Origin of the sequence: Cyanobium sp. ATX 6E8, assembly GCF_024346335.1 — a bacterium.
Taxonomy (GTDB): Bacteria; Cyanobacteriota; Cyanobacteriia; order PCC-6307; family Cyanobiaceae; genus Cyanobium_A.
In genome coordinates, this window is sequence record NZ_JAGQCT010000006.1 from 27,376 (window position 1) to 52,813 (window position 25,438).

At 68.3% G+C, this 25,438-nt stretch carries 27 protein-coding genes and 2 tRNA genes; 19 read left to right on the forward strand and 10 right to left on the reverse strand.

Features of this window, described 5'->3' with window-relative positions:
- Positions 1-72: 72 nt before the first annotated feature.
- Positions 73-693 (forward strand): hypothetical protein, encoded by a 621-nt coding sequence (locus KBY70_RS06750; RefSeq protein WP_254987960.1) that lies wholly within the window; start codon positions 73-75, stop codon positions 691-693.
- On the opposite strand, the gene KBY70_RS06755 is transcribed toward KBY70_RS06750, so the two are convergent.
- Positions 690-1,655: an aldo/keto reductase gene (locus KBY70_RS06755; protein WP_254987907.1), complete on the reverse strand. Its 966-nt coding sequence runs from the start codon at positions 1,653-1,655 to the stop codon at positions 690-692. The two genes, KBY70_RS06750 and KBY70_RS06755, sit on opposite strands and share 4 nt — an antisense overlap.
- Before the next feature lie 33 nt (positions 1,656-1,688).
- Here KBY70_RS06755 and KBY70_RS06760 point away from each other — a divergent pair, with 33 nt between their 5' ends.
- Entirely contained in the window at positions 1,689-1,862 is a 174-nt protein-coding gene (locus tag KBY70_RS06760; RefSeq protein WP_254987908.1) for a hypothetical protein, read from the forward strand.
- A 16-nt stretch (positions 1,863-1,878) separates the two neighbouring features.
- Positions 1,879-2,400 carry a hypothetical protein gene (locus KBY70_RS06765; RefSeq protein ID WP_254987909.1) on the forward strand — a complete coding sequence of 174 codons (522 nt, stop codon included), beginning with the start codon at positions 1,879-1,881 and terminating at the stop codon, positions 2,398-2,400.
- Between the two features lie 335 nt (positions 2,401-2,735).
- Here the strand turns inward: KBY70_RS06765 and KBY70_RS06770 are convergent, their stop codons facing one another.
- Positions 2,736-2,867, reverse strand: a complete 132-nt coding sequence (locus KBY70_RS06770; RefSeq protein WP_254987910.1) for a hypothetical protein — start codon at positions 2,865-2,867, stop codon at positions 2,736-2,738.
- A 116-nt stretch (positions 2,868-2,983) separates the two neighbouring features.
- Positions 2,984-3,054: transfer RNA gene (locus KBY70_RS06775), tRNA-Cys, on the reverse strand.
- 44 nt (positions 3,055-3,098) lie between these two features.
- On the opposite strand from KBY70_RS06775, the gene KBY70_RS06780 reads away from it, so the two are divergent.
- Together KBY70_RS06780 and KBY70_RS06785 are read left to right on the forward strand one after the other, a co-directional pair.
- Complete coding sequence (locus KBY70_RS06780) at positions 3,099-4,349, forward strand: lipid-A-disaccharide synthase-related protein (protein WP_254987911.1); 1,251 nt, start codon at positions 3,099-3,101, stop codon at positions 4,347-4,349.
- Between the two features lie 28 nt (positions 4,350-4,377).
- Positions 4,378-4,635 (forward strand): hypothetical protein, encoded by a 258-nt coding sequence (locus KBY70_RS06785; protein ID WP_254987912.1) that lies wholly within the window; start codon positions 4,378-4,380, stop codon positions 4,633-4,635.
- Positions 4,636-4,669: 34 nt separating this feature from the next.
- Here the strand turns inward: KBY70_RS06785 and KBY70_RS06790 are convergent, their stop codons facing one another.
- Positions 4,670-5,347, reverse strand: coding sequence for a ribonuclease D (locus KBY70_RS06790; RefSeq protein ID WP_254987913.1), 678 nt, complete (start codon positions 5,345-5,347; stop codon positions 4,670-4,672).
- Between the two features lie 67 nt (positions 5,348-5,414).
- Between KBY70_RS06790 and KBY70_RS06795 the strand changes: the two genes are divergently transcribed.
- Both KBY70_RS06795 and KBY70_RS06800 read left to right on the forward strand, forming a co-directional pair.
- Complete coding sequence (locus KBY70_RS06795) at positions 5,415-5,966, forward strand: cofactor assembly of complex C subunit B (protein WP_254987914.1); 552 nt, start codon at positions 5,415-5,417, stop codon at positions 5,964-5,966.
- A 19-nt stretch (positions 5,967-5,985) separates the two neighbouring features.
- The gene (locus KBY70_RS06800; RefSeq protein ID WP_254987915.1) at positions 5,986-6,825 is read left to right on the forward strand and encodes a dehydrogenase; all 840 of its coding nucleotides are present in this window, start codon (positions 5,986-5,988) and stop codon (positions 6,823-6,825) included.
- On the opposite strand, the gene hemF is transcribed toward KBY70_RS06800, so the two are convergent.
- A complete protein-coding gene (hemF, locus tag KBY70_RS06805) occupies positions 6,752-7,819 on the reverse strand; it encodes an oxygen-dependent coproporphyrinogen oxidase (protein WP_254987917.1) in 1,068 nt (355 codons plus the stop codon). The genes KBY70_RS06800 and hemF overlap by 74 nt on opposite strands.
- A gap of 160 nt (positions 7,820-7,979) precedes the next feature.
- Here hemF and KBY70_RS06810 point away from each other — a divergent pair, with 160 nt between their 5' ends.
- From KBY70_RS06810 to KBY70_RS06845, 8 genes are all read left to right on the forward strand, one after another.
- A complete protein-coding gene (locus tag KBY70_RS06810; RefSeq protein WP_254987918.1) occupies positions 7,980-9,056 on the forward strand; it encodes an Mrp/NBP35 family ATP-binding protein in 1,077 nt (358 codons plus the stop codon).
- 5 nt (positions 9,057-9,061) lie between these two features.
- Complete coding sequence (gene rodA, locus KBY70_RS06815; protein WP_254987919.1) at positions 9,062-10,339, forward strand: rod shape-determining protein RodA; 1,278 nt, start codon at positions 9,062-9,064, stop codon at positions 10,337-10,339.
- The gene (locus tag KBY70_RS06820) at positions 10,336-11,703 is read left to right on the forward strand and encodes a histidine kinase dimerization/phospho-acceptor domain-containing protein (RefSeq protein WP_409996029.1); all 1,368 of its coding nucleotides are present in this window, start codon (positions 10,336-10,338) and stop codon (positions 11,701-11,703) included. The genes rodA and KBY70_RS06820 overlap by 4 nt, the downstream gene beginning before the upstream one ends.
- Positions 11,704-11,809: 106 nt before the next feature.
- Positions 11,810-12,241: a photosystem I reaction center subunit II PsaD gene (locus KBY70_RS06825; protein WP_094560023.1), complete on the forward strand. Its 432-nt coding sequence runs from the start codon at positions 11,810-11,812 to the stop codon at positions 12,239-12,241.
- Between the two features lie 64 nt (positions 12,242-12,305).
- Complete coding sequence (locus KBY70_RS06830) at positions 12,306-13,859, forward strand: anthranilate synthase component I family protein (RefSeq protein WP_254987920.1); 1,554 nt, start codon at positions 12,306-12,308, stop codon at positions 13,857-13,859.
- On the forward strand, positions 13,856-15,046 hold the full coding sequence (gene gshA, locus KBY70_RS06835; RefSeq protein ID WP_254987921.1) for a glutamate--cysteine ligase: 1,191 nt from the start codon (positions 13,856-13,858) through the stop codon (positions 15,044-15,046). Before KBY70_RS06830 ends, gshA begins: the two co-directional genes overlap by 4 nt.
- A gap of 32 nt (positions 15,047-15,078) precedes the next feature.
- The gene (ppc, locus tag KBY70_RS06840) at positions 15,079-18,039 is read left to right on the forward strand and encodes a phosphoenolpyruvate carboxylase (protein WP_254987922.1); all 2,961 of its coding nucleotides are present in this window, start codon (positions 15,079-15,081) and stop codon (positions 18,037-18,039) included.
- A 20-nt stretch (positions 18,040-18,059) separates the two neighbouring features.
- Entirely contained in the window at positions 18,060-18,518 is a 459-nt protein-coding gene (locus KBY70_RS06845; RefSeq protein ID WP_254987923.1) for an N-acetyltransferase, read from the forward strand.
- A gap of 7 nt (positions 18,519-18,525) precedes the next feature.
- Here the strand turns inward: KBY70_RS06845 and KBY70_RS06850 are convergent.
- Positions 18,526-18,599 (reverse strand) — tRNA-Arg (locus KBY70_RS06850).
- Positions 18,600-18,648: 49 nt separating this feature from the next.
- Here KBY70_RS06850 and recF point away from each other — a divergent pair.
- The gene (gene recF, locus KBY70_RS06855; RefSeq protein ID WP_409996032.1) at positions 18,649-19,776 is read left to right on the forward strand and encodes a DNA replication/repair protein RecF; all 1,128 of its coding nucleotides are present in this window, start codon (positions 18,649-18,651) and stop codon (positions 19,774-19,776) included.
- Between the two features lie 52 nt (positions 19,777-19,828).
- Positions 19,829-20,335, forward strand: coding sequence for an adenosylmethionine decarboxylase (gene speD, locus KBY70_RS06860; protein ID WP_254987924.1), 507 nt, complete (start codon positions 19,829-19,831; stop codon positions 20,333-20,335).
- On the opposite strand, the gene larE is transcribed toward speD, so the two are convergent.
- The gene (gene larE, locus KBY70_RS06865) at positions 20,313-21,200 is read right to left on the reverse strand and encodes an ATP-dependent sacrificial sulfur transferase LarE (RefSeq protein WP_094560030.1); all 888 of its coding nucleotides are present in this window, start codon (positions 21,198-21,200) and stop codon (positions 20,313-20,315) included. The genes speD and larE overlap by 23 nt on opposite strands.
- 63 nt (positions 21,201-21,263) lie before the next feature.
- Here larE and KBY70_RS06870 point away from each other — a divergent pair, with 63 nt between their 5' ends.
- On the forward strand, positions 21,264-22,412 hold the full coding sequence (locus tag KBY70_RS06870) for a cob(I)yrinic acid a,c-diamide adenosyltransferase (protein ID WP_094560031.1): 1,149 nt from the start codon (positions 21,264-21,266) through the stop codon (positions 22,410-22,412).
- 9 nt (positions 22,413-22,421) lie between these two features.
- On the opposite strand, the gene moeB is transcribed toward KBY70_RS06870, so the two are convergent.
- Both moeB and KBY70_RS06880 read right to left on the reverse strand, forming a co-directional pair.
- On the reverse strand, positions 22,422-23,594 hold the full coding sequence (moeB, locus tag KBY70_RS06875; RefSeq protein WP_254987925.1) for a molybdopterin-synthase adenylyltransferase MoeB: 1,173 nt from the start codon (positions 23,592-23,594) through the stop codon (positions 22,422-22,424).
- An 11-nt stretch (positions 23,595-23,605) separates the two neighbouring features.
- The gene (locus tag KBY70_RS06880) at positions 23,606-24,061 is read right to left on the reverse strand and encodes a M67 family metallopeptidase (RefSeq protein ID WP_254987926.1); all 456 of its coding nucleotides are present in this window, start codon (positions 24,059-24,061) and stop codon (positions 23,606-23,608) included.
- A 48-nt stretch (positions 24,062-24,109) separates the two neighbouring features.
- Between KBY70_RS06880 and KBY70_RS06885 the strand changes: the two genes are divergently transcribed.
- Positions 24,110-24,508, forward strand: coding sequence for a CAAD domain-containing protein (locus tag KBY70_RS06885; RefSeq protein WP_369802029.1), 399 nt, complete (start codon positions 24,110-24,112; stop codon positions 24,506-24,508).
- Here KBY70_RS06885 and KBY70_RS06890 read toward each other — a convergent pair.
- Positions 24,505-25,431 carry a fructosamine kinase family protein gene (locus KBY70_RS06890; RefSeq protein ID WP_254987927.1) on the reverse strand — a complete coding sequence of 309 codons (927 nt, stop codon included), beginning with the start codon at positions 25,429-25,431 and terminating at the stop codon, positions 24,505-24,507. The two genes, KBY70_RS06885 and KBY70_RS06890, sit on opposite strands and share 4 nt — an antisense overlap.
- Positions 25,432-25,438: the final 7 nt, after the last annotated feature.

Sequence of the window (25,438 nt, forward strand, 5' to 3'; positions counted from 1 at the left end):
CTAACCGGACAACGTTTAACCGGATCTGGCCCTGCCGGCCCGGGAGTTTCAAGCGGGCTAGGCCAGGGATCCCTGGGCTCCGGCCAGCGCCTCACCCGCCGCCGCAGTTCCGCTGGCCCCGTTCCGCCCAGCCGCCCCCTGCGACCGCGCGATCCAGTGCCTGCCCCCCAGCGCGGAGGCATACGGCCCACCTTCCTCACCCTGAGGGATCACGGCAAGGTGTACGTGGCAGACCTGCCCCGGCTCTCCGACGGCCAACTGGCCCACGTGGCCAAAGAGGCGCGTGAGGTGCTCGAAAGCCTCGGTCGCCGGCTGGAGGAGCTCGATGCCCAGCCCTTCCTCTCCCAGGCCGAGCAGGACACCCGCATCCGGGCCTCCACCAAGCGGGAAGTGACCGAGCGCTTCATTCGCTCGATCGAGGACGAGCTGCAGCTCCGGCGCAACAACCCGGCCCTGCGGGCCGCCGCCGGCGAGTCCCTGGCCCGGGCATTTCTGGAGCTGGCCCGCCATCAGCTGCCCGGCGCCACCTTCGACTCCCTGCTGCAGGAGGCGCTCGCCGCCTGTGGACCGGAAGCGGCTGCGGCCGAAGCCGAATCCCACGGCGACCCAGGCGCCAGTCCTGTGGTGCCGCTGGTGCGCCCCCAGGCGATGCCCGTGGTGCTCACCCTCGATCCAACCGCCCAAGCCGGCTAAGCGCTCTGGAAGGGGTTGGCTGGCATGCCGACCTCCAGCCCCAGGGCCAGGTCGTCGAGGCGTTCACGCTCCTCGGCAGACAGTGACCAAGTGAGCGCAGTTGCCGCATCGTCCACCTGGTCGGGGCGGCGCAGGCCGGGGATCGGCATGGCGCCGTGGGCCCGACACCAGTTGAGGGCCACGGCAGACAAGCTGGCAGCATGGCTGGCGGCGATTCGGCCCATTTCTGCCTGGAGCTCCACCAGGGCCGGGCCGAGACGGCGAAACAGGGCGCCCCGGGGGCCCATCGGCCAGCTCTGGGCCTGCAGCGGCCGGGCCAACAACCCCAAGGCCAGGGGGCTAAAGGCGATCAGGCGGATGCCCAGCTCGCGGCACAGCTCGGCCACGCCGCCGGGCCGGATCGGATCAGGGGCCAGCAACGACAGCTGCACCTGCAGGCTGCTCAGCGCCACGCCCCGCTCGGCGAGCCGGCGGTGCACAGCCCGCAGCCGCAGCGGACCCATGTTGGACACCCCCAGGGCTCCCGCCTCACCCTGCTCCACCAGATCGGCCAAGCCCTCGAGCAGGGGGGCCTCCTGCCAGGGCGCATAGCGGGCGGTGCTCCAGTGGAGCTGCACCAGGTCGATGCGACCGCCAAGGCGCTGCTTCGAGGCGGCGAAACCCCGCTGGTAGCCGCGCCGCCCGAGCCGCCAGGGGAAGGGGGCCAACTTGGTGGCCAGGCACAGCCTGTCCCGCTGCTGGGGAGGCAGGGCGGCGCTGAAGCGGCCCAACAAAGCCTCGCTGCGACCGTTGAAACGGCCAGTGCCGTAGGAGTCGGCGGTGTCGAACATCTGCAGACCGCAGGCCACGGCCCGCTGGAATGTGGCCTCCAGAACGGGATCCTGGCGGGGGTCGTATCCCCAGAGCAACTGGTTCCCCCAGGCCCAGGTGCCCACACCAATCCCGGGCAACGGATGCGCCATGGTGGACTGCCGTGCCTGCGGTGCTGCCCCACGATGCCCGATGTCACCAACCCTGGCACCATCAACCCAGGTGCCACCGACAACCGGGGCCCGGCCACAGGCGACCCAGCCCCCGCACCCGAGCCCATTCTTTGCCAACACTGCGGGCGCACCGCCAGCAACGGCATCAGCTGCCAGGGCAGCTGCGTGGCTGACTCGGGCTACTGAGCCACCCCCTGGGCTGATGCCTCTCCTGCTGCCGATTCACCGCCTGCCGGCCCGCCTGGCCGTGGTGCTGGTCCTGAGCCTGGACGGCGCCGTGCAGGCGGAAGGGTTCGGGCGCTGGGACACCAAACTGCGCGATTGCTCCCTGCTCCAAGGGCGGATGGAGTTGCCCCTGCAGGCCCAACAGCAAACCTGCCAACGGCTGCGGCTCGAGCAAAACATGGAGGGTCTGCTGAGCGTGCGGCTGATCCAACCGTCGGCCCACCAGCGCTTCGGCAGCCAGACCCTGGTCTTCGGTGGCGTGCTGGCCGCAGGGCAGCAGACGATGCGCTGCAACACCAATGGCGAATGCCAACCCCGCTGGCCGATCCGCCTGGAGGTGGCCACCGTGGCCAGCAGCCTGGCCGATGACCAAGGGGTGGCACCGACCCTGCCGACGGCCCAACTGGCCCGGGGCAGCTGCCTGCTGGAACGCCGCACCCTGCAATGTCAGGCCCGCGACCAGAACGGCCACTTCTGGGAGGCCAAGGCCCGGCACTGATCATCGGTCGTGCTGGGTGTGCGCGCATGAACACCCAGCACGACAATGACCTTTGCTAAGCAGAAATACTCAGTATCTTTATCTTGTCGTGATGAGCGACGGGAGACCTGTCCCTGGCGGAGTCGAACACGCCAGGGATTTTTTTGTGACTAAGTCTTGCGCCTGCTCACGTCAGACCCGCTGTCCTGACTTGGATTCACCCGGTGGAGGAGTTCGACCCTTCATCGCTTGAGGAAGCGGGCGGAAGGGTTGTTCCCGTCGCCGCCGCCCTGCTCCTCCCGCTTGCCTTGAACCCTGATTCCAATCGGCACTGAGGCGGTTTTCGCCGGAACGTCCTACTTCCTGCTGCCTTCCAGATCCGTATCGGATCCGTTCTGGTGGCCGTTCAGGTGCTTCTCGCAAGCGTTGACGGTTGTGCCGATCAGCAGGGTCGCAGCGGTGAGAGCAAGGAGCAGCAGGCGCTTCATCGGTTCTGGGGGAGTGCCCTCAGGATATGGGCGGTTGTGCTGGGGTGCCTGGAGTGTTGCAAGGTGCTCACCGATCAAGCCAGCAAAAAAGCGGCCAGCTCTCGCGGCCAATAAAGAGGCGGCACCCAGATTCGAACTGGGGGTAAAGGATTTGCAATCCTCTGCCTTACCACTTGGCCATGCCGCCGCACAGGGAGCAAACTCCCTGCAGCGGATCGTATCAGCCATGGCATGTCCTCCCGTCTGCTGGTTCTGAGCAACGGCCACGGGGAGGATCTGATCGCCCAGCGCGTGCTGCAGGCCCTGCGGCAGCGGCGGCCCGATCTGATCGTGCGGGTGCTGCCCCTGGTCGGGCTGGGGGAGGCCTTCGCCGCCGACGAAGCCGCTGGCCATCTGCAGCGGCTCGGCCCCCAGCTGCAGCTCCCCAGCGGCGGCTTCAGCAACCAGAGCCTGCGGGGCCTGGCCCGCGACCTGGCCGCCGGCCTGCCCCTGCTGAGCTGGCGGCAGCTACGCCTGGTGCGCGTCTGGGCCCGCCAGGGCGATCCGGTGCTGGCCGTCGGCGACCTGCTGCCCCTGCTGCTGGCCTGGAGCAGCGGCGGCCGTTTCGGCTTCATCGGCACCCCCAAAAGCGACTGCACCTGGGCCTCGTCAGGGCCACCCGGCTGGCGCCCCTCGCCCCTGGCGGATGCCTACCACCGCTGCAAAGGCAGCGAATGGGATCCGTGGGAATGGGCCGTGATGGGCAGCCGGCGCTGCCGGCTCGTGGCCGTGCGCGACAGGCTCACCGCCCGCGGGCTACGCCGCCATGGGGTGGCGGCCCTGGCTCCCGGAAACCCGATGATGGATGGCTTCCCCCACGCCCCTCTGCCGGCCTGGCTGCAGAGCCAACGGCGCCTCATCCTGCTGGCCGGCAGCCGCCTGCCCGAATCCCTCGCCAACGCCCGCCGGCTGCTGGGCTGCCTGGCGCTGGGGCAGCCGCCCGATCCGGCGGTGGTGCTGGTGGCCTCAGGCTCAACCCCCAGCGCGGCAGCCTGGGCCCAGCTCCTGAAGAGTGGGGGCTTCACCCCGATGCCCCTGAGCGCGGAAGCGGCCGCCATCGGCGCCAGCGCCAGCTGGGGAAGGGGCCGCTGGCAGCTGCTGCTGGGCCAGCACAGCTTCAGCCGCTGGGCGAGCTGGGCCGAACTGGGCCTGGCCACCGCCGGCACCGCCACCGAACAACTGGCGGGGCTGGGGGTGCCGTCGCTGTCGCTGCCGGGCCCAGGTCCGCAGTTCAAGGCGGGCTTTGCCCGCCGCCAGAGCCGGCTGCTCGGCGGTGCCGTGCAGCCCTGCCAGAGCCCGGAGCATCTGGTCCGGCGGCTGCAGGAGTTGCTCGAGGATCCCCACGAACGGGCGCGGCGCGCAGCCTGGGGCCGCCGCCGCATGGGGCCAGCCGGCGGCAGCGCTCGGCTGGCTGCGTTGGTGGAGCAGCGCCTGCTGGGATGATGCGGCCATCCTCTGCCTCTGCGCTGCCATGGCCGGCATTCCTGATCGGGCCTACAACGCCGCCTGCGGCAAGTTGGCCAGCCAGTTGGGCATCAGCCTGGCGGCCGCCCGCCGCAAGGTGGATGTGAAGGCCTCCCAGCAGGGGCTCCGGGAGACGGCCGCCAAGCTGGCCCTGGCCGAGCAGATGCTGGAGGAGACCCAGGGCAGCGGCGCCAACAACCACGACCTGCTCACCTCCCTGCTCGAAGCGGTGGGCAACGACGAGAACTTCATGGTTGAAGACTGAATCGTCGAAGACTGACGCGCCGCCCAGGCGTGGCTCAGCGGTTGCCGCCGGTGGAGTGCTCGAACAGCAGGTGGAAGCGCTGGCGATCGAGATCGGCGAACACCGGAAGACAGCCGAAGCAGCGCTGAGCCAACTCCCAGCGCTCCTCGCGCTTGAGCATGGTTTCCAGCCGGTCCCGGGCCGGCAGCAGGTAGCGCACATCCCCGGCGGCATAGGCCAACTGGGCATCGGAGAGATCTTCAACCCGGCCCCAGTCGGAGCTCTGGGCCTGCTTGTCGAGCTCAACGCCCACCAACTCCTGCACCACCTCCTTGAGACCGTGGCGAGGGCTGTAGGTGCGGCCCAGGCGGCTGGCCACCTTGGTGCAGAAGATCGGGTTCACCGTGATGCCGAGGTTTTCGGCCAGGGCGGCCACATCGAAGCGGGCGAAGTGGAACACCTTCTCGATCGCCGGGTTTTCCATCAGCGCCTGGAGCCGGGGCGCCTCGCTCTGGCCCCGGGCCAGACGGATGCAGCACACGTTGTCGTGGTCGTCGCAGATCTGCACCAGGCAGAGGCGATCGCGGCCGTGGATCAGGCCCATGGCTTCGGTGTCCACCGCGAGGGCCCGCGCACCGGCAAACAGGGCGGCCCACTCCGCGTCGAGGTCAGCATCGAACACGGCGAAGCGTGCGGGGGCCGGCAGGTTGCTGGGGGCGGACGGGGCGGCCATGCGGAGGGAACAAGTGCGCCCCCATGCTGGCAAGCCACGGCCCCCCGGCTGGCGGCACAATGGGGGGATGGCCAACCTCGGCTCCACCCTGCTGCTCACCCTGCTCCTGGCCATCGGCCTGGTGTTCTTTTTGCGGGCTGCCAGCAAAGACCGCACCACCGTGGTGGACGTGCGCTCGTCGCGGCCGCCTCTGGAGGTGCTGACCCGGCTCAGCGAGTGGCTGCAGCAGCGCGGCTGGCAGACCGAATCGAGTGATCCAGAGCGGCGTCATCTGCGCTTCCGCGCCGAAGTCGCCGCCAGCCCCTGGCTGGCTGTTCTGCTGTCGGTGCTCGGGGCCGTGGGGGCCGCCTGCCTCGGGCTGGTGCTGCGGCAATTGCTGCCCCAACTGGGCTGGTGGCCGCTGCTGCTGGCGCTGCTGGGCCCGGCGGCGGGCCTGATCTACCGCAACCGGGCGATGCGGGCCGAAACCCTGGAGCTGCGCCTGATCAGCCACGACAGCGCCACCGGCAGTGCCCTGCGGCTGCGGGCCCACCGCGACGAGCTGATCGCCCTTGAGCTGGAACTGGGCCCCCAGCTGGGTCTGTTCAGCGACGGCAAGCTGCTCAGCTCCCCCATCTAGCCCTTCCACCAGCCCAGCCATGGATCGACGTCGGTGGGTTGGTGCCGTGTTGCTTGGGGCCCTCACCCTGGGCTCCGCCGCCGCGGCCCAGGCCCCGCTGCTGGCCAACCTGGATCCCCTGACTGGCCCCCGCAGCCGACTGAGCAAAGACTGGCTGGGCCAGGTCCCCTTGCCCAGCCGCACCGAAATCCTCGTGCTGGCCGGCCATGCCGACTCCCAGGGGATCGGCGGAGCCGGCACGGCAGGCGCCGCGGTCGATCTTGCCGGGGCCGCCCCGATGCAGCCCGGCATCCGCGATGAGCTCTACTGGAACCTGCTCACCGCCAAGGCGGTGGTGGCCCTGGGGCAGCAGCGCGGCCTGGCGATCCGCTTCTACGAACCACCCCTGCGCACGATCGCCAACGCCGACGATCCCCGCACCAACTGGAGCGTGGGCAAGGCCCATGCGGAGGCCGGTGGCTATGCCCTCGAAATCCACTACGACGCCTATGGCCCCGACGGGGTGGGATCGGGCCTGATCCCACCGCTGCATCGCCCGCCCAGCCGCCTCGACGAAAGCCTGGCGATCGCCTTTGGCCCCTACCCCCTGCTTTACCGCAACGGCCTCGGGGCCCCCAGACGTGGAATTGCCATCCTGGAGATTGGCAAGCTGGAGGGCAGCCTGGAGGCGGCGCTGCGCAATCCCCGCAGCCGCGATGCGGCGATCGCCGCGATTGCCGAGCGGGTGGTGAGTGCGCTGCAGCAGGGCCTTGCATCCGGCGCTGCGGAGCCTGAGGGTGTGGCGATCAGTCCACCGCCTGATGGGGGGCGCAGCGCCCCACAAGCGAGCCGTCCTTCAACCAATCCTGGGGGAGAGTGAACAGGTCGGTGAGCAGGGCCTCGCGGCTGCCAGGTTCTGGCTGGTAGCCGTATTCCCAGCGCACCAGCGGGGGTAGCGACATCAAAATCGACTCAGTGCGGCCATTGGTCTGCAAGCCGAAGATCGTGCCCCGATCGAACACCAGGTTGAACTCCACATAGCGGCCGCGCCGGTAGAGCTGGAAGTCGCGCTCGCGGGTGCTGAAGGGGGTGAACTGGCGCTTCTCGGCGATGGGCACATAGCTCGGCAGGAAGGCATTGCCGCAGGCGGAGGCCAGCTGGAACAACTGCTCCCAGCTCTGGTTCACCGCACCAACGGCCTGGCTGGCGGCCGCGGCCGGGCCACTCGGGTTCTGGCCCTTGTAGAGGACGCCGCGTGGATCCTGGTAGTCGTAGAAGATGCCGCCCACACCACGGGTTTCGCCGCGGTGCTTGAGGAAGAAGTATTCATCGCACCAGGGCTTGAACACCTCGTAATAGGCGGGGTTCACGCTGTCGCAGGCCCCCTTGAGGGTGCGGTGGAAATGCTTGGCGTCTTCCAGGAAGGGGTAGTAGGGGGTGAGGTCGGCGCCGCCACCAAACCACCACACCGGGCCCGCCTCGAAGTAGCGGTAGTTGAGGTGAACGGTGGGGATGTAGGGGTTGCGGGGGTGCAGCACCATCGAGGTGCCGGTGGCAAACCAGCGGTGGCCCTTGGCCTCGGGCCGCTGGCTCAGGATCGAGGGGGGCAGCTCGGAGCCTTCCACCTCGGAGAAATTGACGCCGCCCTGCTCAAACACGCGGCCCTGCTTGATCACCCGCGAGCGGCCGCCACCGCCCTCGGGGCGCACCCAGCTCTCCTCTTCAAAACGGCCGACGCCATCGAATTGCTCCAGGCCGGCGCAGATGGAGTCCTGCAGGCCCATCAGCAGAGCCTTGGCCCGCTGGCGCGAATCGGCCGGCGGGGCCTCCAGGGCCAGCTTGTTTTTGCCACGCGCCAGCAGGGCCTTGAGCATCGACAGTGCGCCGAAAGAGCGCCGGAAAGGTCTCACCATTTCAGGCCACCCCCCATCCACACAAGTGTTCGAGAGGGTCTGTCACGGCGAGGCCACAGCGCGGTCACGGTCATGGCTTCGGCCGTGGCCCCTAGGATCGCGGGCCTTGTTCACCTCCCCGATGGCTTCTGTGGAGCAGGCCCTTGCCGCCCTCAACGCCGTCCAGGATGCGGGCAGCGGGCGCAGCCTGATGGAGCTGGGCTGGATTCAGGAGCCCCGGCTGGACGGCGATCGAGCCGTATTCCGGCTGGCCCTACCCGGCTTTGCCCAGAGCCAGCGCGACCGCATTGCCACCGAGGCTAGAGCCGCCCTGCTCGCCCTCGACGGCGTGAACGACGTGCAGATCGAACTGGCCCAACCCGCCGGCTCCGCCCCGATCGGGGCGGGCGGCCAGGGACAACTACCAGAACGCCAGGCCATCCCGGGCGTCCGTCAGGTGATCGCCGTCAGCAGCGGCAAGGGGGGCGTGGGCAAGAGCACGGTGGCCGTCAACCTGGCCTGCGCCTTGGCCGCCTCCGGACTGAAGGTCGGCCTCCTGGATGCCGACATCTACGGCCCCAACGCCCCAACCATGCTGGGGGTGGCTGACCGCACCCCCGAGGTGCGCGGCGAAGGTGCCCACCAGGTGCTCACCCCAATCGAGACCTGTGGCATCGCCATGGTGTCGATGGGGCTGCTGATCCAGGAGAACCAACCGGTGATCTGGCGGGGTCCGATGCTCAACGGCATCATCCGCCAGTTTCTCTATCAAGTGGATTGGGGCGAGCGGGATGTGCTGATCGTGGATCTGCCGCCCGGCACCGGCGACGCCCAACTCACCATCGCCCAGGCCGTTCCGATGGCCGGGGCGATCATCGTCACCACCCCGCAACAGGTGTCCCTTGCCGATGCCCGCCGCGGCCTGGCGATGTTCCTGCAGATGGGGGTGACCGTGCTGGGCGTGGTCGAAAACATGAGCGTCTTCATTCCGCCGGATGCTCCCGACAAGCGCTACGCCCTGTTTGGCAGCGGCGGCGGGGCCCGCCTGGCGGATGAAGCCGGCGTCCCCCTGCTGGCCGAATTGCCCCTGGAGATGCCGGTTCGGGAAGGCGGCGATAGCGGCCGTCCCGTGGTGCTCAGCCATCCCGATTCGGCCAGCGCCCAAGCCTTCCTGGCCCTGGCCCAGCGCATCGGCGCCGCCCACCTGGTGCCAGCCTGAATCCGATGCTGGGCCAGTGGGGACGGCGAAAAAATCGATTCTTCCGCGGCCGCGGCCGGAAGAAGAGCCCTCTGGCCGACGTCGACCTCATCCTCTGGGGGATCCCCTGGGCCATGGTGGCGCTGGCAGGGATCCTGATCGCCAGCACCCAGCGCCAGGCGGATTACGCCGATTGGTACCAGCACTGGGTGACGGCTGCGGTGGGCATGGTGGTGGCCCTGCTGCTAGCGCGGATGCCGCTGGAGCGGCTGATCCCCTGGAAGTGGCCGATCTACGGCGCCATGGTGGCCAGCCTGATCGCCGTGCGGATCGTGGGCACCAGCGCCCTGGGCGCCCAGAGCTGGATCAACATCGGTGGCTTCTACGTGCAGCCTTCGGAATTCGCCAAGGTGGGCGCAATCCTCCTGCTGGCCGGCGTGCTGGCCCGGCATCCGGTGGATCGCCCGGTCGACCTGGTGCGTCCTGTGGGCCTGATCGCCCTCCCCTGGCTGCTGGTGTTCGTGCAGCCCGACCTGGGCAGCTCCCTGGTGTTTGGAGCCGTGCTGCTGGTGATGCTGTTCTGGGCGGGGATGCCTGGGGCATGGGTGCTGCTGCTGCTCTCTCCCCTAGTAGCGGCCATCGTGGCAGGCACCCTGCCCTGGCTGCTGCTGGGCTGGATTCCGCTGATGGGCTGGCTGGCCTGGACGAGCCTGCCCTGGAAACGGGTGGCCCTGGCCATCAGCCTGGCGGTGCAGGGGGTGTTCGCAGTGGCGGCCCCGTGGCTGTGGGAACACGGCCTACGGCCGCACCAGCGGGCTCGCCTCACCCTCTTTCTTGATCCTGCCCAGGATCCCCTCGGTGGCGGCTACCACCTGCTGCAGAGCACCGTGGGCATTGGCTCGGGCCAAATCTGGGGCACTGGGCTGATGCATGGCTCCCTCACCAAACTGCGCTTCATCCCTGAGCAGCACACGGATTTCATCTTCAGCGCCCTCGGCGAGGAAACGGGCTTTCTCGGCTCAGTGCTGGTGGTAGCCGGGTTTGTGCTGCTGATGTGGCGGCTGCTGCAGATCGCCGGACGGGCCCGCAGCGACTACGAAGCACTGGTGGTGGTAGGAATCGGCGCGATGCTGATGTTCCAGGTGGTGGTCAACATCAACATGACGATCGGACTGGGACCGATCACCGGCATCCCGTTGCCCTGGCTCAGCTACGGACGCTCCGCCATGCTCGTCAACTTCATCTCCCTTGGCCTGTGTGCCTCCGTGGCACGCCGGGGCCGCATCTCCCAGGGGCGCTGGTGAGCCTGGCCGACCTGCGACGCTGCCTGGCCGAGGGCGTGCCGGCCGGTGTCGGCAGCGAAGACACCGTGCGGCGCCAGTGGTGGGCAGCCCTGGCCACCCTGCAGGAGGACTTCCTGCTGCAGGGCCAGCCCCTCTACGGACTGTGGCTGGCCGCCCCCCTGCCCGCGCTCTACGAACCGGCCCTGTTGCAGCAGCTCCAGGGCTGGGTGTGGGCCCCGCGCGAGCTCGACGACTTGCTACCCGGCTCTGCCCCGCTGCTACCCGGAGCGGGTAGGGCCGCCAGCACGGGTGGGTTCCAGCGGCTGGTGCTGGAGGAAGACGACGGCACCGATCCGCTGCTGCTGGTGATCACCCCCCAGCTGCAGGTGGCGCTCTGCCTGGATGGCCCGCCCGAAGGCCGGCGCCTGATCGTGCGCTTCGACCCGGCAGCTCTTTCAGAAGCTCTGCGGCTGATCCACGAACGGCTGCTGGCCCGCGACCCGCAAGCCTCGTCAGCCCTTCGCAGCGCCCTACAACGGCTGGGCCCCCTGCGCAGCGACGACCAGCTGGGCCTGCGCTTCTGGCCGCGGATGGGCGAACGGCTGGCCGCGATGGCCCCCAGCCTCACCCTGCAACCCCTGGTGCACGGCGGCACAGCGCGGGATCGCCCCGGCGGCGACACCCCCCGGGCCATCAGCAGCGAACTGGCCCTGCTGGAGGCCCTCACCCATGAGGTGCGCACGCCGCTGGCCACGATTCGCACCCTGATCCGCTCTTTGCTGCGGCGCGATGATCTCTCGCCTGTGGTGCGCCAGCGCCTGGAGCAGATCGACGGCGAATGCAGCGAGCAGATTGACCGGTTTGGGTTGATCTTTCTGGCGGCTGAACTGCAGCGGCAACCAGGCGGCGAGGCCACCCTCGAGAATCACGCCCTCGCCCGCACCGACCTCAGCCAGGTGCTGCGCCAGCACCAGGAGCTGTGGCAACGGCAGCTAGCCCGCCGGGGCCTGGAGCTGGAGCTGGAGATCGCCGCAGGCCTATCGCCGGTGCTGAGTGATCCGGCCCGCCTGGAAACCACGCTGGGCGGCCTGATCGACCGGTTCAGCCGCGGCCTGCCCAGCGGCAGCCGCGTGACCGTGAGCCTGCTGCCAGCGGGGTCACGGCTGAAGCTGCAACTCAGCAGCGAGGGCCACCGCCTCGAGGACACCGCCTCCGCAGAGGACAGTGAACAGCGGGAGTTGGTGGGGCCGGTGCTGAGCTGGAATCCAGCCACCGGCAGCCTGCAGCTCAGCCGCCAAGCCACCCAGCGGCTGTTCCATCGCCTCGGCGGCCGCCTGACGGAACGCAGCGGCAGCGGCCTCACCGTGTTCTTTCCCGTGTGCTGAAGATCCGACGGGAGGAGCCGTTTGTTGACGGGTGTGAAGAGTGGAGCAGAAGCCCCGATCCGGTCAAAAACACGGTGCTAGTTTCCGGCTGAAACGTTCCAAAGCCATGGCAGCGACGGTGCTCAGCGGTCAACTCCCGAAGTACATCGGCAGCACCGGCGGCCTGCTGAACTCTGCTGAAACTGAGGAGAAATACGCCATCACCTGGAGCAGCCCGAAGGAACAGGTGTTCGAGCTGCCCACCGGTGGCGCCGCCCACATGAATGAGGGCGAAAACCTGATGTATTTCGCCCGCAAGGAGCAGTGCCTGGCGCTCGGCACCCAACTGCGCACCAAGTTCAAGCCCCGGATCGAGGACTACAAGATTTACCGGATTTTCCCCGGCGGCGACACCGAGTTCCTGCACCCCAAAGACGGCGTCTTCCCTGAGAAGGTCAACGAAGGCCGCGCCATGGTGGGTCATAACCCCCGCCGGATCGGTGCCAACCCCAATCCCGCCAACCTCAAGTTCACGGGCAAGAACACCTTCGACGCCTGAGCAGCGTCGATCAACCCCCATAAAGGCGGGGCCAGGCGCCCCGTTTTTTTTGCCTGCCCGCCCGATGCCCAGCCCCGATCGCGATGGCCTTGCCCAGCAGGCGTTCCTCGAGGCGGTGGCGGCTGGCAACAGCTTCATTCCCCTCTGGAAGTGCTGGCCCGCCGACCTGGAAACACCGCTCACCACCTGGCTGAAGGTGGGCGCCCGCCACGACCACGGCGCACTGCTGGAGTCGGTGGAGGGCGGTGAGCGGATCGGCCGCTGGAGCTTCGTCGTCAGCGACCCCCTCTGGACCCTCACCAGCCGCGGGGAGCGCTCGGAGCGCCGCTGGCGCGACGGCCGCTGCGAGCCGTTGCAGGGCAACCCCTTTTCCTTGCTGCGCCAGTGCCTGGAGCCCCTGACCAGCGCCCCGATCCCCGGCCTGCCGCCGGTGGGGCAATTGTTTGGCTTCTGGGGCTATGAGCTGATCCGCTGGATCGAGCCGAGCGTGCCGGTGCACCAGGCCCCGGAGGGTGCTCCACCGGATGGCTGCTGGATGCTGGCCGACAGCTTGCTGGTGTTCGACCAGGTCAAGCGCCAGATCACCGCCGTGGCCTATGCCGACCTGAGCAGCGGCCAGGATCCCCAGGCCGCCTACGCCGCCGCCGCCGCCCGCATCGCCGCCCTGGAGGAGCGCATGCATGGGCCCCTGCCGGACTCCGTCACCCCCCTGCGCTGGCACGATGCCAGCGTTCGTGAAATCGCCAGCGCTCTCACCACCGGCAGCAACGTGGGCCAGGCAGCCTTCGAAGCCGCCGTGCGCCGTGGGGCAGAGCACATCGAAGCGGGCGATGTGTTCCAGCTGGTGCTGAGCCAGCGGCTGGAAACCCGGATCGAGCGCGATCCCTTCGAGCTCTACCGCAGCCTGCGGATGGTGAATCCATCGCCCTACATGGCGTTCTTCAACTTCGGCGGCTGGTATCTGATCGGCTCGAGCCCGGAGGTGATGGTGAAGGCCGAACCCACCGCGAATGGGTCTGTGAAAGCCTCCCTGCGGCCAATCGCCGGCACCCGCCCCCGTGGCGCCGATGAGGCCGAAGATCTAGCCCTGGAGGCCGACCTGCTGGCCGATCCCAAGGAACGGGCCGAGCACGTGATGCTGGTGGATCTGGGCCGCAACGACCTGGGCCGGGTCTGCCAGCCCGGCACCGTCCAGGTGAGCGATCTGATGGTGATCGAGCGCTATTCCCACGTGATGCACATCGTCAGCCAGGTGGAGGGGCTCCTGGCGCAGGGGCAAACGGTGTGGGATCTGCTGATGGCCTCCTTCCCGGCCGGAACCGTCAGCGGCGCCCCCAAGATCCGCGCCATGCAGCTGATCCATGCTCTGGAGCCGGATGCCCGCGGCCCCTATTCAGGGGTGTATGGCGGCGTCGACCTGGCCGGCGCCCTCAACACCGCCATCACCATCCGCACCATGGTGGTTCTGCCCCATCCCGAGGGGGGCTGGCGCGTGCAAGTGCAAGCCGGCGCCGGCGTGGTGGCCGATTCCAAGCCCGAAGCCGAATACCAGGAAACCCTCAACAAGGCCCGGGGCATGCTGAAGGCCCTGGCCTGTCTGCTGCCGGCCCAGCCATGAGCTCGCCTCTTTTGCTGAAGGGTTTTGAAGTGGAGCTGTACACCGGCCGGGCCGACGGCACGGTGGTGGGCTGCTCGGCCGAGGCGGCGGCGGCCCTGGAGGGCTTCGTGACCGAGCCGGACCACCGCAACCTCGAATACATCACCCCCCCGGATGCCAGCTACACCCGCCAGCTGCAGCTGCTGCTCGAGCCGCGCCAACGGCTGCGCCACTGGCTGGCCAGCCGCCAGCTCACCCTGCTGCCCGGCAGCACCCTGAGCCTGGGCGACAGCCACCGCTTCGAGCGCTCCGACCCCAACAACCTTTACCACGGCTACATCGAAACCACCTACGGCACCAAGGTGGTGACCGCCAGCGTGCACATCAACCTGGGGCTGAGCAGCGCCCCCGAACAGATGGACAGCCTGTTTGCCGGGCTGCGGCTGATGCGCTGCGAGGCGGCCCTGCTGCTGGCCCTCAGTGCCAGCTCACCGTTTCTCGATGGGGCCGCCACCGGCGCTCACTCCCAGCGCTGGCTGCAGTTTCCGCTGACGCCCGCGGATGTGCCGCTGTTTGTGGACCACCAGCACTACATCCGCTGGATGGGGCAGCAACTGGAGCTGGGCACGATGCAGAACGTGCGCCACCTCTGGACGTCGGTGCGGCCCAATGGCGACAACCGGCCCCACGACCTCAACCGGCTGGAGATCCGCATCTGCGATCTGGTGACCGATCCGCTGGTGCTGCTGGCGATCACGGCCTACGCCGAACTGCGCTTGCAGCAGTTGTTGCGCGACCCGAAGCGCAACGACCCACTGCAAACAAGCCGGCTGAGCCCCGCCCAACTGGCCAAGCTGGCGGATGCCAACGACCGCGCCGCAGCCCGTTCCAGCCTGGAGGCCACGCTGCATCACTGGCGCGACGGGGCGCCGGTGACCGCCCGCCACTGGCTGCGCGAACACCTGGCGGAGCTGACGCCCCTGGCCGATGAGCTTGGCCTGAGCGCCGTGCTGGCCCCCCTGCAGAACGTGCTCGACAACGGCAATCAAGCCATGCGCTGGCTGGCGGGTCTGGAGGCCGGCCTCTCCATCGAGGAGCTCCTCAGCCGGGAGATCCAGGCAATGGCCGACCAGGAAACAGCCCTGCAGGAGGCGACTGGACTGCTGGACGCAACTGGCACAGTCGGAGGGCCGAGTCCTTTGGGATGATCATGGATCTTCTTGCTGCCGATCCGGCTCCCATGCGGCAGTCCACGCCCACCCCGCCCGCCTCGCAACGGGTCACCCGCCTGCTGGGCGAGCGACTGGAGCTGGTCGAAGACCTGTGGGAAACCGTGCTGCGCAGCGAATGCCCCCCCGGGCAGGCGGAGCGGCTGCTGCGCCTGAAACACCTCAGCGACCCCAGTGAAGGGGAAGACAGCACCGGCGGCGATGCCAGCAGCGCGATCGTGCAGCTGATCCGGGAGATGGATCTGGCCGAAGCGATCGCTGCGGCCCGGGCGTTCTCCCTCTATTTCCAACTGGTCAACATTCTCGAGCAGCACATCGAGGAGGACAGCTACCTCGACAGCCTCAAAAACCAGGACAGCTGCCCCAGCGACCCCTTCCTGCCGGCCCTGGCGAACCAGACCGACCCCGCCACCTTCCGCCAGCTGTTCGAGCGGCTGCGCAGCCTGAATGTGCCTCCAGCCCAGCTGGAAAACCTGCTGCGCACCCTTGATCTGCGGCTGGTGTTCACGGCCCATCCCACCGAGATCGTGCGCCACACGGTGCGGCACAAACAGCGGCGGGTGGCCACCCTCATCCAGAAGCTGGAGCAGGGCAGCGGCCTCAACAGCCTGGAGCGCCAGAGCCTGCGGCTGCAGCTGGAGGAGGAGATCCGGCTGTGGTGGCGCACCGACGAACTGCACCAGTTCAAACCCACGGTGCTCGATGAGGTCGACTACGCCCTGCACTACTTCCAGCAGGTGCTCTTCGACGCCATGCCGCAGCTGCGCGACCGGATTCGCGCCGCCCTGAAGGTCAGCTACCCGGACGTGGAGCCGCCGCGGGATGCGTTCTGCACCTTCGGTTCCTGGGTCGGTTCCGACCGGGACGGCAACCCCTCGGTCACCCCCGACATCACCTGGCGGACCGCCTGCTATCAGCGACAGCTGATGCTGGAGCGCTACATCAAGGCGGTGACGGAGCTGCGCGACCAGCTCAGCATCTCGATGCAGTGGAGCCAGGTGAGCCCGGCCCTGCTCGAATCGCTGGAGATGGACCGGCTGCGCTTCCCCGAGATCTACGAGGAACGGGCGGCCCGCTACCGACTCGAGCCCTACCGGCTCAAGCTCAGTTACACCCTGGAGCGGCTGCGGCTGACCCACCAGCGCAACCAGCAGCTGGCCGATGCGGGCTGGGAATCACCCTGTGACGGCAGTGCCCCGCCGCCGCCGATGGGGGGCAGCTTGACGCCTCCAGCCTCCCAGGAGCTGCACTACAGCACGGTCGATGAGTTTCGCAACGACCTGGAGCTGATCCAGGACAGCCTCGAAGGCACCGGCCTCAGCTGCGAGTTGCTGCAGCACCTGATCAGCCAGGCCCAGATCTTCGCCTTCTGCCTGGCCAGCCTCGACATCCGCCAGGAGAGCACCCGCCACAGCGACGCCCTCGACGAACTCAGCCGCTACCTGCAGCTGCCCGTGCCCTACGGGGAGATGGACGAGCAGCAGCGGGTGGAGTGGCTGCTGACGGAGCTGCAGACCCGCCGGCCCCTGCTGCCGCCCGCAGCCCAGTGGAGCGCTGCCGCGGCGGAAACCTTTGCCGTGTTCCGCATGCTGCAGCGGCTGCAGCAGGAATTCGGCTCCCGCATCTGCCGCACCTATGTGATCTCGATGAGTCACACGGTGTCCGACCTGCTGGAGGTGCTGCTGCTGGCCAAGGAGGCCGGCCTGGTCGACCCGATGGCCCAGAAAGCCGGCTTGCTGGTGGTGCCGCTGTTTGAAACGGTCGAAGATCTCCAGGGGGCCCCGGCGGTGATGGGCACCCTGTTCCGCCATCCCTTCTACCGGGCTTTGCTGGCCAGCGATGGCGGCCAGCCCCTGCAGGAAGTGATGCTGGGCTACTCCGACAGCAACAAGGATTCCGGCTTCCTCTCCAGCAACTGGGAGATCCACAAAGCCCAGATCGCCCTGCAGCGGCTGGCGATCGAGCACGGGATCGCCCTGCGCATCTTCCACGGCCGCGGCGGCTCGGTGGGCCGGGGCGGCGGTCCTGCCTACCAGGCGATCCTGGCCCAGCCCAGTGGCACCCTCAGCGGCCGGATCAAGATCACCGAGCAGGGAGAGGTGCTCGCCTCGAAATACTCCCTACCGGAGCTGGCGCTCTACAACCTGGAGACGGTTACCACCGCCGTGCTGCAGAACAGCCTGGTGAGCACCCCCGTCGACGACACCCCCAGCTGGAATGACCTGATGGGCCGGCTGGCGGCCCGCTCCCGCGACCACTACCGGGCCCTGGTGCATGACAATTCCGACCTGGTGGCCTTCTTCCAGCAGGTGACGCCGATCGAAGAGATCAGCAAACTGCAGATCTCCAGCCGCCCGGCCCGCCGCAAAGGTGGCGCCAAAGACCTCTCAAGCCTGCGGGCCATTCCCTGGGTGTTCGGCTGGACCCAGAGCCGCTTCCTGCTGCCCAGTTGGTTTGGGGTGGGGGCCGCCCTGCAGGAGGAGCTGCACCAGGACCCCGGCCAGATGGAGCTGCTGCGGTTGCTGTATCAGCGCTGGCCGTTCTTCCGCATGCTGGTCTCCAAGGTCGAGATGACCCTCTCCAAGGTTGATCTGGATCTAGCCCACCACTACGTCCAGGTGCTGGGCCGCAGCGAACACCGCGAAGCCTTTGAGCACATCTTCCAGGTGATTGCAGCCGAATTCGTGCTCACCAGGGATCTGGTGCTGGCGATCACCGGCCACAGCCTGCTCCTGGATGGCGATCCGGCGCTGCAGCTGTCGGTGGATCTGCGCAACCGCACGATCATTCCCCTGGGCTTCCTGCAGGTGGCCCTGCTGCGGCGGCTACGCGACCAAAACCGCCAACCACCGATGAGCGAAGCGGCCGCCGCCGCAAGCGACGATGGCCGCACCTACAGCCGCAGCGAACTGCTGAGGGGGGCCCTGCTCACCATCAACGGCATCGCGGCGGGCATGCGCAACACCGGCTAAACCCAGCTCTGGACTCCCTCTTGATCCCCTTCCGCAGCCAGCCCCCAGCCCCACGTCTGCGGGAGGGCTATCGCCTGCTGGCCGAAGGGGCGCCCAGCCCTGAATCCCTCAACCGACTCCTGGTGGCTAGTGGCGATCAGCCGCGCCCGGCCGAGCGCTGGCAGCGGGTGCTGGAGTGCAGCCTCTGGCACCTGGCCATAGCCGCCCCCGATGGGCAGCTGGTGGGCTTCGTGCGGGCCACCAGTGATCTGGCCCTCAACGCCAACCTCTGGGACCTCTGTGCCGATCCAGCCGATCCTGGCCAGAGCGAGATCCTGGCGGTGCTGGTGCATGGCGCCCTGGGACGGCTGCGCCGGGAGCTGGCGGGGTGCAGCATTTCCCTCTCGGCACCACCGGAAGCCCTCACGGCACTGGAGCGCTATGGCTTTGCCGTGGATCCCGGAGGGATCCGGGCGATGGGCCTCATCTTGAAAACCTGATTGCAAACGAGCATGGAGGGACTCGAACCCCCGACCCTCAGAACCGGAATCTGATGCTCTATCCAACTGAGCTACATGCCCAAGGCCGAACCTCGGTGGGCTTACCTTAACCGCTCACCGCGTCTGACCCATCCGGCTGCACCGCCTGGAGCTGCTGCGTTTTCGCAATATCAGTCGACTGGAGCTGGCCATGGAAGCTCCCCGGCTGCTGGTGATTGGTGCCAACGGCGAGGGCAAATCCAATCTGCTCGAGGCTGTGGAGTTGCTGGGTTGCCTGCGCTCCCACCGCACCGGCAGCGACCGCGACCTGATCCAGCACGGGGAGTCGAGCAGCCAGGTGCGAGCCGCCACCGGCAACGGTGATCTGCTGCAGCTCCACCTGCGCCGCAGCGGCGGGCGCACCGCCCAGCGCAATGGCAAGGTGCTGGAGCGTCAGCTCGACCTGCTGGGCTCCCTGCGCTGCGTGGGCTTCAGTGCCCTCGACCTGGAGCTGGTGCGCGGTGAACCGGCCGGTCGCCGCCAGTGGCTGGACCGGGTGGTGCTGCAACTGGAGCCTGTCTATGGCGATCTGCTGAGCCGCTATGGCAGGCTGCTGCGCCAACGCAGCCAGCTGCTGCGGCGCAGCCTGGGCGGCGGCACGCTGCAGGCCCTGCTCGACACCTTCGATCTGCAGATGGCCGTGATCGGCACCCGCCTGCACCGGCGCCGCTTCAGGGCCATTCAGCGCCTGGAGCCCCTGGCCGCCGCCTGGCAGCAACGGCTGAGCGGCGGTCGCGAACAGCTGCAGCTGCACTACCAGAGCGGCACCGCGCTCAGCGGCGAGGACGCGGAAGAGCCCTGGCGCCAGGCCCTGCTCGAGCAATTGCAGCAGCAGCGCAGCGAGGAGCTGCGTCTGGGCCAATGCACGGTGGGCCCCCACCGCGACGAACTAGGGCTGAGCCTGGCGAACCAACCCGCGCGCCGCTACGGATCAGCAGGCCAGCAGCGCACCCTGGTGCTGGCCCTCAAGCTGGCCGAACTGGAACTGGTGGGCACGGTGCTGGGGGAGCCCCCCCTGCTGCTGCTCGACGATGTGCTGGCCGAGCTCGATCCGGTGCGGCAACAACTGCTGCTGGAGGCGGTGGGCGAGGGCCACCAGTGCCTGGTGAGCGCCACCCACCTGGGGGCTTTTAGCGGCGGCTGGCAGGCCCAGAGCCAGGTGGTGCAAATGCGCGCCGGGTTGCTTGAGGGGGGCGGAGCGATTGCAGCAAACTCCTAGGCACTTTCACCGGTCCCACCACGTATGGTGGTCGACTTGTCGATCGGATTCGATGACCCAAACCCTGCCCTGCCTCCACCCGAACCCGGGATGGACTGAGGCCTCCGCAGCGACCAACCCAGCTGCCCCCCTCCCCCACCAGGTTTCCGATACGGTCGGGAAGCATTGCATTCTCGAGCTCTACGGCTGCGATAGCGCCCGGCTCGACGACGAAGCCTTCCTCAGGGACACCATCACCGCAGCAGCGAAGCGTGCCGGTGCCACCCTGCTCAACCTGATCACCCACCGTTTCGAACCCCAGGGCGTGACGGGGCTGGCCCTGCTGGCCGAGTCGCACATCTCGATCCACACCTGGCCCGAATCGGGCTATGCCGCGGTTGATGTGTTCACCTGCGGCGACCACACCATGCCCGAGAAGGCCTGCGCTGTGCTCGCCGAGGAACTCGCGGCGAACGACCACAAGCTCACCAGCTTCCGTCGCGAAACGCCTTCGGCCATCGCCGGCAGCGTGCGTGATCCGCTGCGGGATCAGGCCTTCACCGCTGCGGTGACGCTCTGAACCTGGACTGAGCCCCCGGGCTGAGGTCGCGGTTCAGCTTGCCGCTCACCAGCCCTTCGAGGTCGAGGCCCACGGCGCTGAAGCCCAAGGCCCGAAAGGCCGCCACCAGCGCCTGCCGCGGGGTGGCCTCGACCCAGAAACTCAGGGCTTCTGCCAGCTGATCGGCAGGCAGCTCAATACGGGCGGTCTGCCCCTGGGAGCGCACCCGCACCTGGGGCCAGCCGGCGGCCAGCAGCCAGGCTTCGGCCGCCGCCACCCGCTGCAGCCGCTCCGCCGTGATCGGCTCTCCGTAGGGAAAGCGCGACGCCAGACAGGGCTGAGCCGGCTTGTCCCACCAGGGCAGCCCCAGAGCCCGAGACAGCTGGCGCACCCCGGCCTTATCGAGGCCCACTTCGGCCAGGGGGGAGCGCACGCCGAACTCCCGGGCGGCCTGGATGCCGGGCCGGTGGTCACCGAGGTCGTCGGCATTGACGCCATCGACCACGGTCGCGCCATCGGCCGCCGCCGCAATCGGCGCCAACAGGCGGTGCAACTCCCGCTTGCAGGCGTAGCAGCGCTGCTCGGGATTGCTGGCATAGGCGGGATCCTCCAGCTCCGCCGTGGCGATCTCGCGGTGGCGGATCCGCAACCAGCGGGCCTGCTCCTGAGCCTCGGCCCGCAGATGGGGGGCCAGGGCGGGCGACACCCCGGTGATGGCCAGAGCCGCCTCGCCCCGCTGCTCCACGGCTAGGGCCGCCACCAAGGCACTGTCGACGCCACCGGAATAGGCCACCACCACCTGATCGAGGGCCGCCAGCTGCTGACGCAGGGCGGTCAGAGCTGCGTCCAGCGGCGGCGCCAGCGGTTCAAGCAGGGAGAAGTGCATCAAGCCCGGAATCCAGCCCCGATCCTGGCAACCCCAACCCAACGGCGCCGGTAACATCGCCCCATGAGCAGCACCCAGACGCCGCAGCGGGGCACGGGCCGGGGCATCGGCATCCGCACGGCGGCCGGCAGCGATGAGCGGGCCCATGGCCAGCTGCACGTGTACGACGGCGACGGCAAGGGCAAGAGCCAGGCCGCCCTGGGGGTGGTGCTGCGCACGATTGGCCTAGGCATCTGCGAACAGAAACGCACCCGGGTGTTGCTGCTGCGCTTCCTCAAAGGGCCCGGCCGGGCCTACGACGAAGATGCCGCCATCGAGGCCCTGCAGCAGGGTTTCCCCCATCTGATCGACCAGGTGCGCACCGGCCGCGGGGACTTCTTCAGCGCCGAGGAGGTGACCAAATTCGACCGGCAGGAGGCCCAGCGCGGCTGGGACATCGCCAAGGGCGCCATCGCCAGCGACCTCTACTCCGTGGTGGTGCTCGATGAGCTCAACCCGGTGCTGGACCTGGGGCTGCTGGACATCGACGATGTGGCCCGCACCCTGGCGGCCAAACCCGGGGGTATGGAAGTGATCTGCACCGGCCGTGGCGCCCCCCGCCCGCTGGTGCAGCTGGCCGACTTGCACTCCGAGATGCGGGCCCACCAGGGGCCCGGTGGCCTCGATGGCGTGGAGATCTACACCGGTGAGGGCAAGGGCAAATCCACCAGTGCCCTGGGCAAGGGGCTACAGGCCATCGGCCGGGGCATCTCCCAGGACAAGAGCCACCGGGTGCTGATCCTGCAGTGGCTCAAAGGCGGCGCCGGTTACACCGAAGATGCCGCCATCGCCGCCCTGCGCGAGAGCTATCCCCACCTGGTAGATCACCTGCGCTCGGGGCGCGACGCGATTGTGTGGCGCGGCCAGCAGCAGCCGATCGACTACATCGAAGCGGAGCGCGCCTGGGAGATCGCCCGGGCCGCGATCTCAAGCGGCCTCTACAAAACCGTGATCCTCGATGAGATCAACCCCACGGTGGATCTGGAGCTGCTGCCGGTGGAGCCGATCGTGCAGACCCTGCTGCGCAAGCCCGCCGAAACCGAAGTGATTCTCACCGGGCGCTGCAAAAACCGACCCGCCTACTTCGACCTGGCCTCTGTGCACTCCGAGATGGTGTGCCACAAGCACTACGCCGAGCGCGGCGTCGACCTCAAGCGCGGGGTGGATTACTGAAGGCGAGGCTTAATAGCGCGGCAGGCTCGGGTCCACCTCCTGGCTCCAGGCGTCGATGCCGCCGGACACATTGACGCCCTCAATGCCGTGGCGCCCCAGGGCGATGAGCGCTTTGGCGCTACGGCCGCCCAGCTTGCAGTGCACGTAAATCTTCTTGCCGGCCGCCAGGTTGCGGATCTGATCGATCGCCACGCCGCTTTCGATCTGGTCCAGCGGCACCAGCACTGATCCAGGAATCACGGCGATGTCGGCCTCGGGCGGATTGCGCACATCCACCAACAGGATGTCCTCCACCTGGCCATCGATGATGGTTTTGAGCTCGGCCACGCTAATGCTGGGCACCGAGCCCGCTTCTTCCTGGCCGGGGGCGCTGCCGCCCACGCCGCAGAACTCCTGATAATCAATGAGCTTGTCGATCACCGGCCGCTCGGGGTTGGGCCGCAGCTTCAGCTCCCGAAACTTCATGCCCAGAGCATCGAACAACAGCAGGCGGCCGCTGAGGGTGGTGCCGATGCCGGTGATGATCTTCACCGCTTCGGTGGCCTGGATCACGCCGATGATCCCTGGCAGCACGCCCACCACGCCGCCCTCGGCGCAGGAGGGCACCATGCCAGGCGGCGGCGGCTCCGGGAACAGGTCGCGGTAGTTGGGGCTTTCGGCATCCAGGTTGAACACCGTGGCCTGGCCCTCGAAGCGGAAGATCGAGCCGTACACATTGGGCTTGCCCAGCAGCACGCAGGCATCGTTCACCAGGTAGCGGGTGGGGAAGTTGTCCGTGCCATCGCAGACGATGTCGTACGGGCGGATGATCTCCAGGGCGTTGTCGCTGGTGAGGGCCGTTTCGTAGAGATCCACCTGGCAATGGGGGTTGATCTCGAGGATGCGGGCCTTGGCCGATTCGATCTTGGGCTTGCCCACCCAGCTGGTGCCGTGAATCACCTGGCGCTGCAGGTTGGAGTGATCCACCACGTCGAAATCGACGATGCCGATCCGGCCCACACCGGCCGCAGCTAGATACAGCAAAAGCGGCGAGCCGAGGCCACCCGTGCCCACGCACAGCACCGAAGAGGCCTTGAGCCGCTTCTGCCCTTCCATGCCCACCTCGGGCAGGATCAGGTGCCTGGCAAAACGGGCCACCTCATCGGGGCTGAGCTGAACGCCGCTGGTGTCGGGAGGAAGCATGGCCTCTTGGATCAGCTCTCCATTTTCCATGGCAAGCGCTGGGGCTGGGCGGGAGGCTCCGGCAACCACCAGGCCACCAGCTCCTGGTCCTGGTCCTGGTCCTGGTCGCGCCCCAGGATCAGCATGAGCGCCGGCTGCAGCGTGAGGTAGCGGTCGGTGCTGGAAGGCACCGCAGGACTGCAGGGATGGCTGTGGGCCGCCCCCAGCACCTCCAGCCCCCGCGGTCGCCCCCACTTCTGCGCCAACAGCTGCTCGCGGGGATCGATCGCGAAGCGACGGCAGCGCTCGCCAGGCACCGGCCAGACGTTGCAGCAGGGCCAGATCCAGTCCAGCTCCCAGCCATCATCCAGCCGCTTGCCGAGCAGCAGGGCACATCCCTCCTGGGGTGCAGCGGACACCAGGATCTGGCGCAGAACGGTGAGCAGGCCCAGACCCGAGCTGAGCTGCGCTGGCGCTTGGGAGGTCACACCGATACCTTATGGAGCATTCCACACATCAGCCCCTCCACCTGGTCCATGAGCGATATGACCCCCGATGCGACTGAGCAGGGCACGGCCACTGGGACTGCCACTGACGTGGAGACAGGAGCACCCTCCAGCTCCACCGAGGTGAGCTTCAGCGAGCGCTACAGCGAAATCCTGACGAAGGTGAACAGCACCCTCGACCAGGTGGACTGGAATCAGATGGGCCGGATCGGCAAGGCCACCGGCGTGATCCTGGCTGTGATCGTGGCCCAGATCCTGATCAAAGGCGTGCTCGACACCATCAACCTGCTGCCCGTGGTGCCCGGCCTGCTCGAACTGCTCGGCTTGGTGGTGGTGGGCCAATGGAGCTGGCACAACCTCACCACCAGCGAAAAGCGCAATGCTGTGGTGGCCAAGGTTCAGAACCTCCGCAAGGAGTATCTGGGCTAATCCAGCAGAGCATCGATGCAAGCCTGGGCGCGGTGGCCGTAGCCGCCGCCAAACAGGTTGGCGTGGTTCAGCAGGTGGTACAGGTTGTAGAGGGAGATTCGCCCCCCGGCACAGGGCTCCAGCGGCCAGCCATCGGCATAGCCGTTGAAAAAGGCGGGCGGGAAGCCCCCGAACAGCTGCGCCATCGCCAGGTCCACCTCCCGATCCCCCCAGTAGCAGGCCGGATCAAAGATCGCCCCGCGCCCATCGGCCAGCAGGGCCGCATTGCCGCCCCACAGATCACCGTGCACCAGCACCGGCCTACAGCCATGGCTGTTCAACCCATGCGGCACCCGTTCCAGCAGCGCCTGGGCTCCGCGTAGGGGCTGCCCGCGGCGAGCCGCCCAGGCCAGCTGGGGCGCCAGACGGCATTCGGCAAAAAACAGCCCCCAATCGCTCCGCCAACCATTGGGCTGGGGGGCTGAACCCAGGAAGTTGTCGGCCGGCCAGCCATAGCCCAGGGCAGGGGCGCAGCTGGCGCTGGAGCGATGCAATCCGGCCAACCCCTGGCCGAGCGCGAACCAGGCCTTCTCTTGAGCCGCGGCGCCAACCGGTCCGCCGAGCTCCAGCCAGCCCAACACCAATACGGCCTGCTCACCCTCCACGCCCCAGGCCAGGGGCTCGGGGATCACCAGGCCCGTTGAGGCATGCCGAGCCAGCTGCTGCAGCCCCTCGGCTTCCGCCTCCAGCAGGGGCAGACAGGCGGCCGTGTTGGTTTTGGCAAACACAGTGCCACCGCCCGCGAGCTCGAGGCGCCAGGCGCTGTGGATGCAGCCACCGCCCACCGGCGTGCGGCCCACCACAACCTGCCCCAGCTGGCGGTGCAGCCACAGGTTGAGGGGATCTGGGGGCTCAGCCGCCACAACGCGCTGCGGATCAGGCACCTGCCAG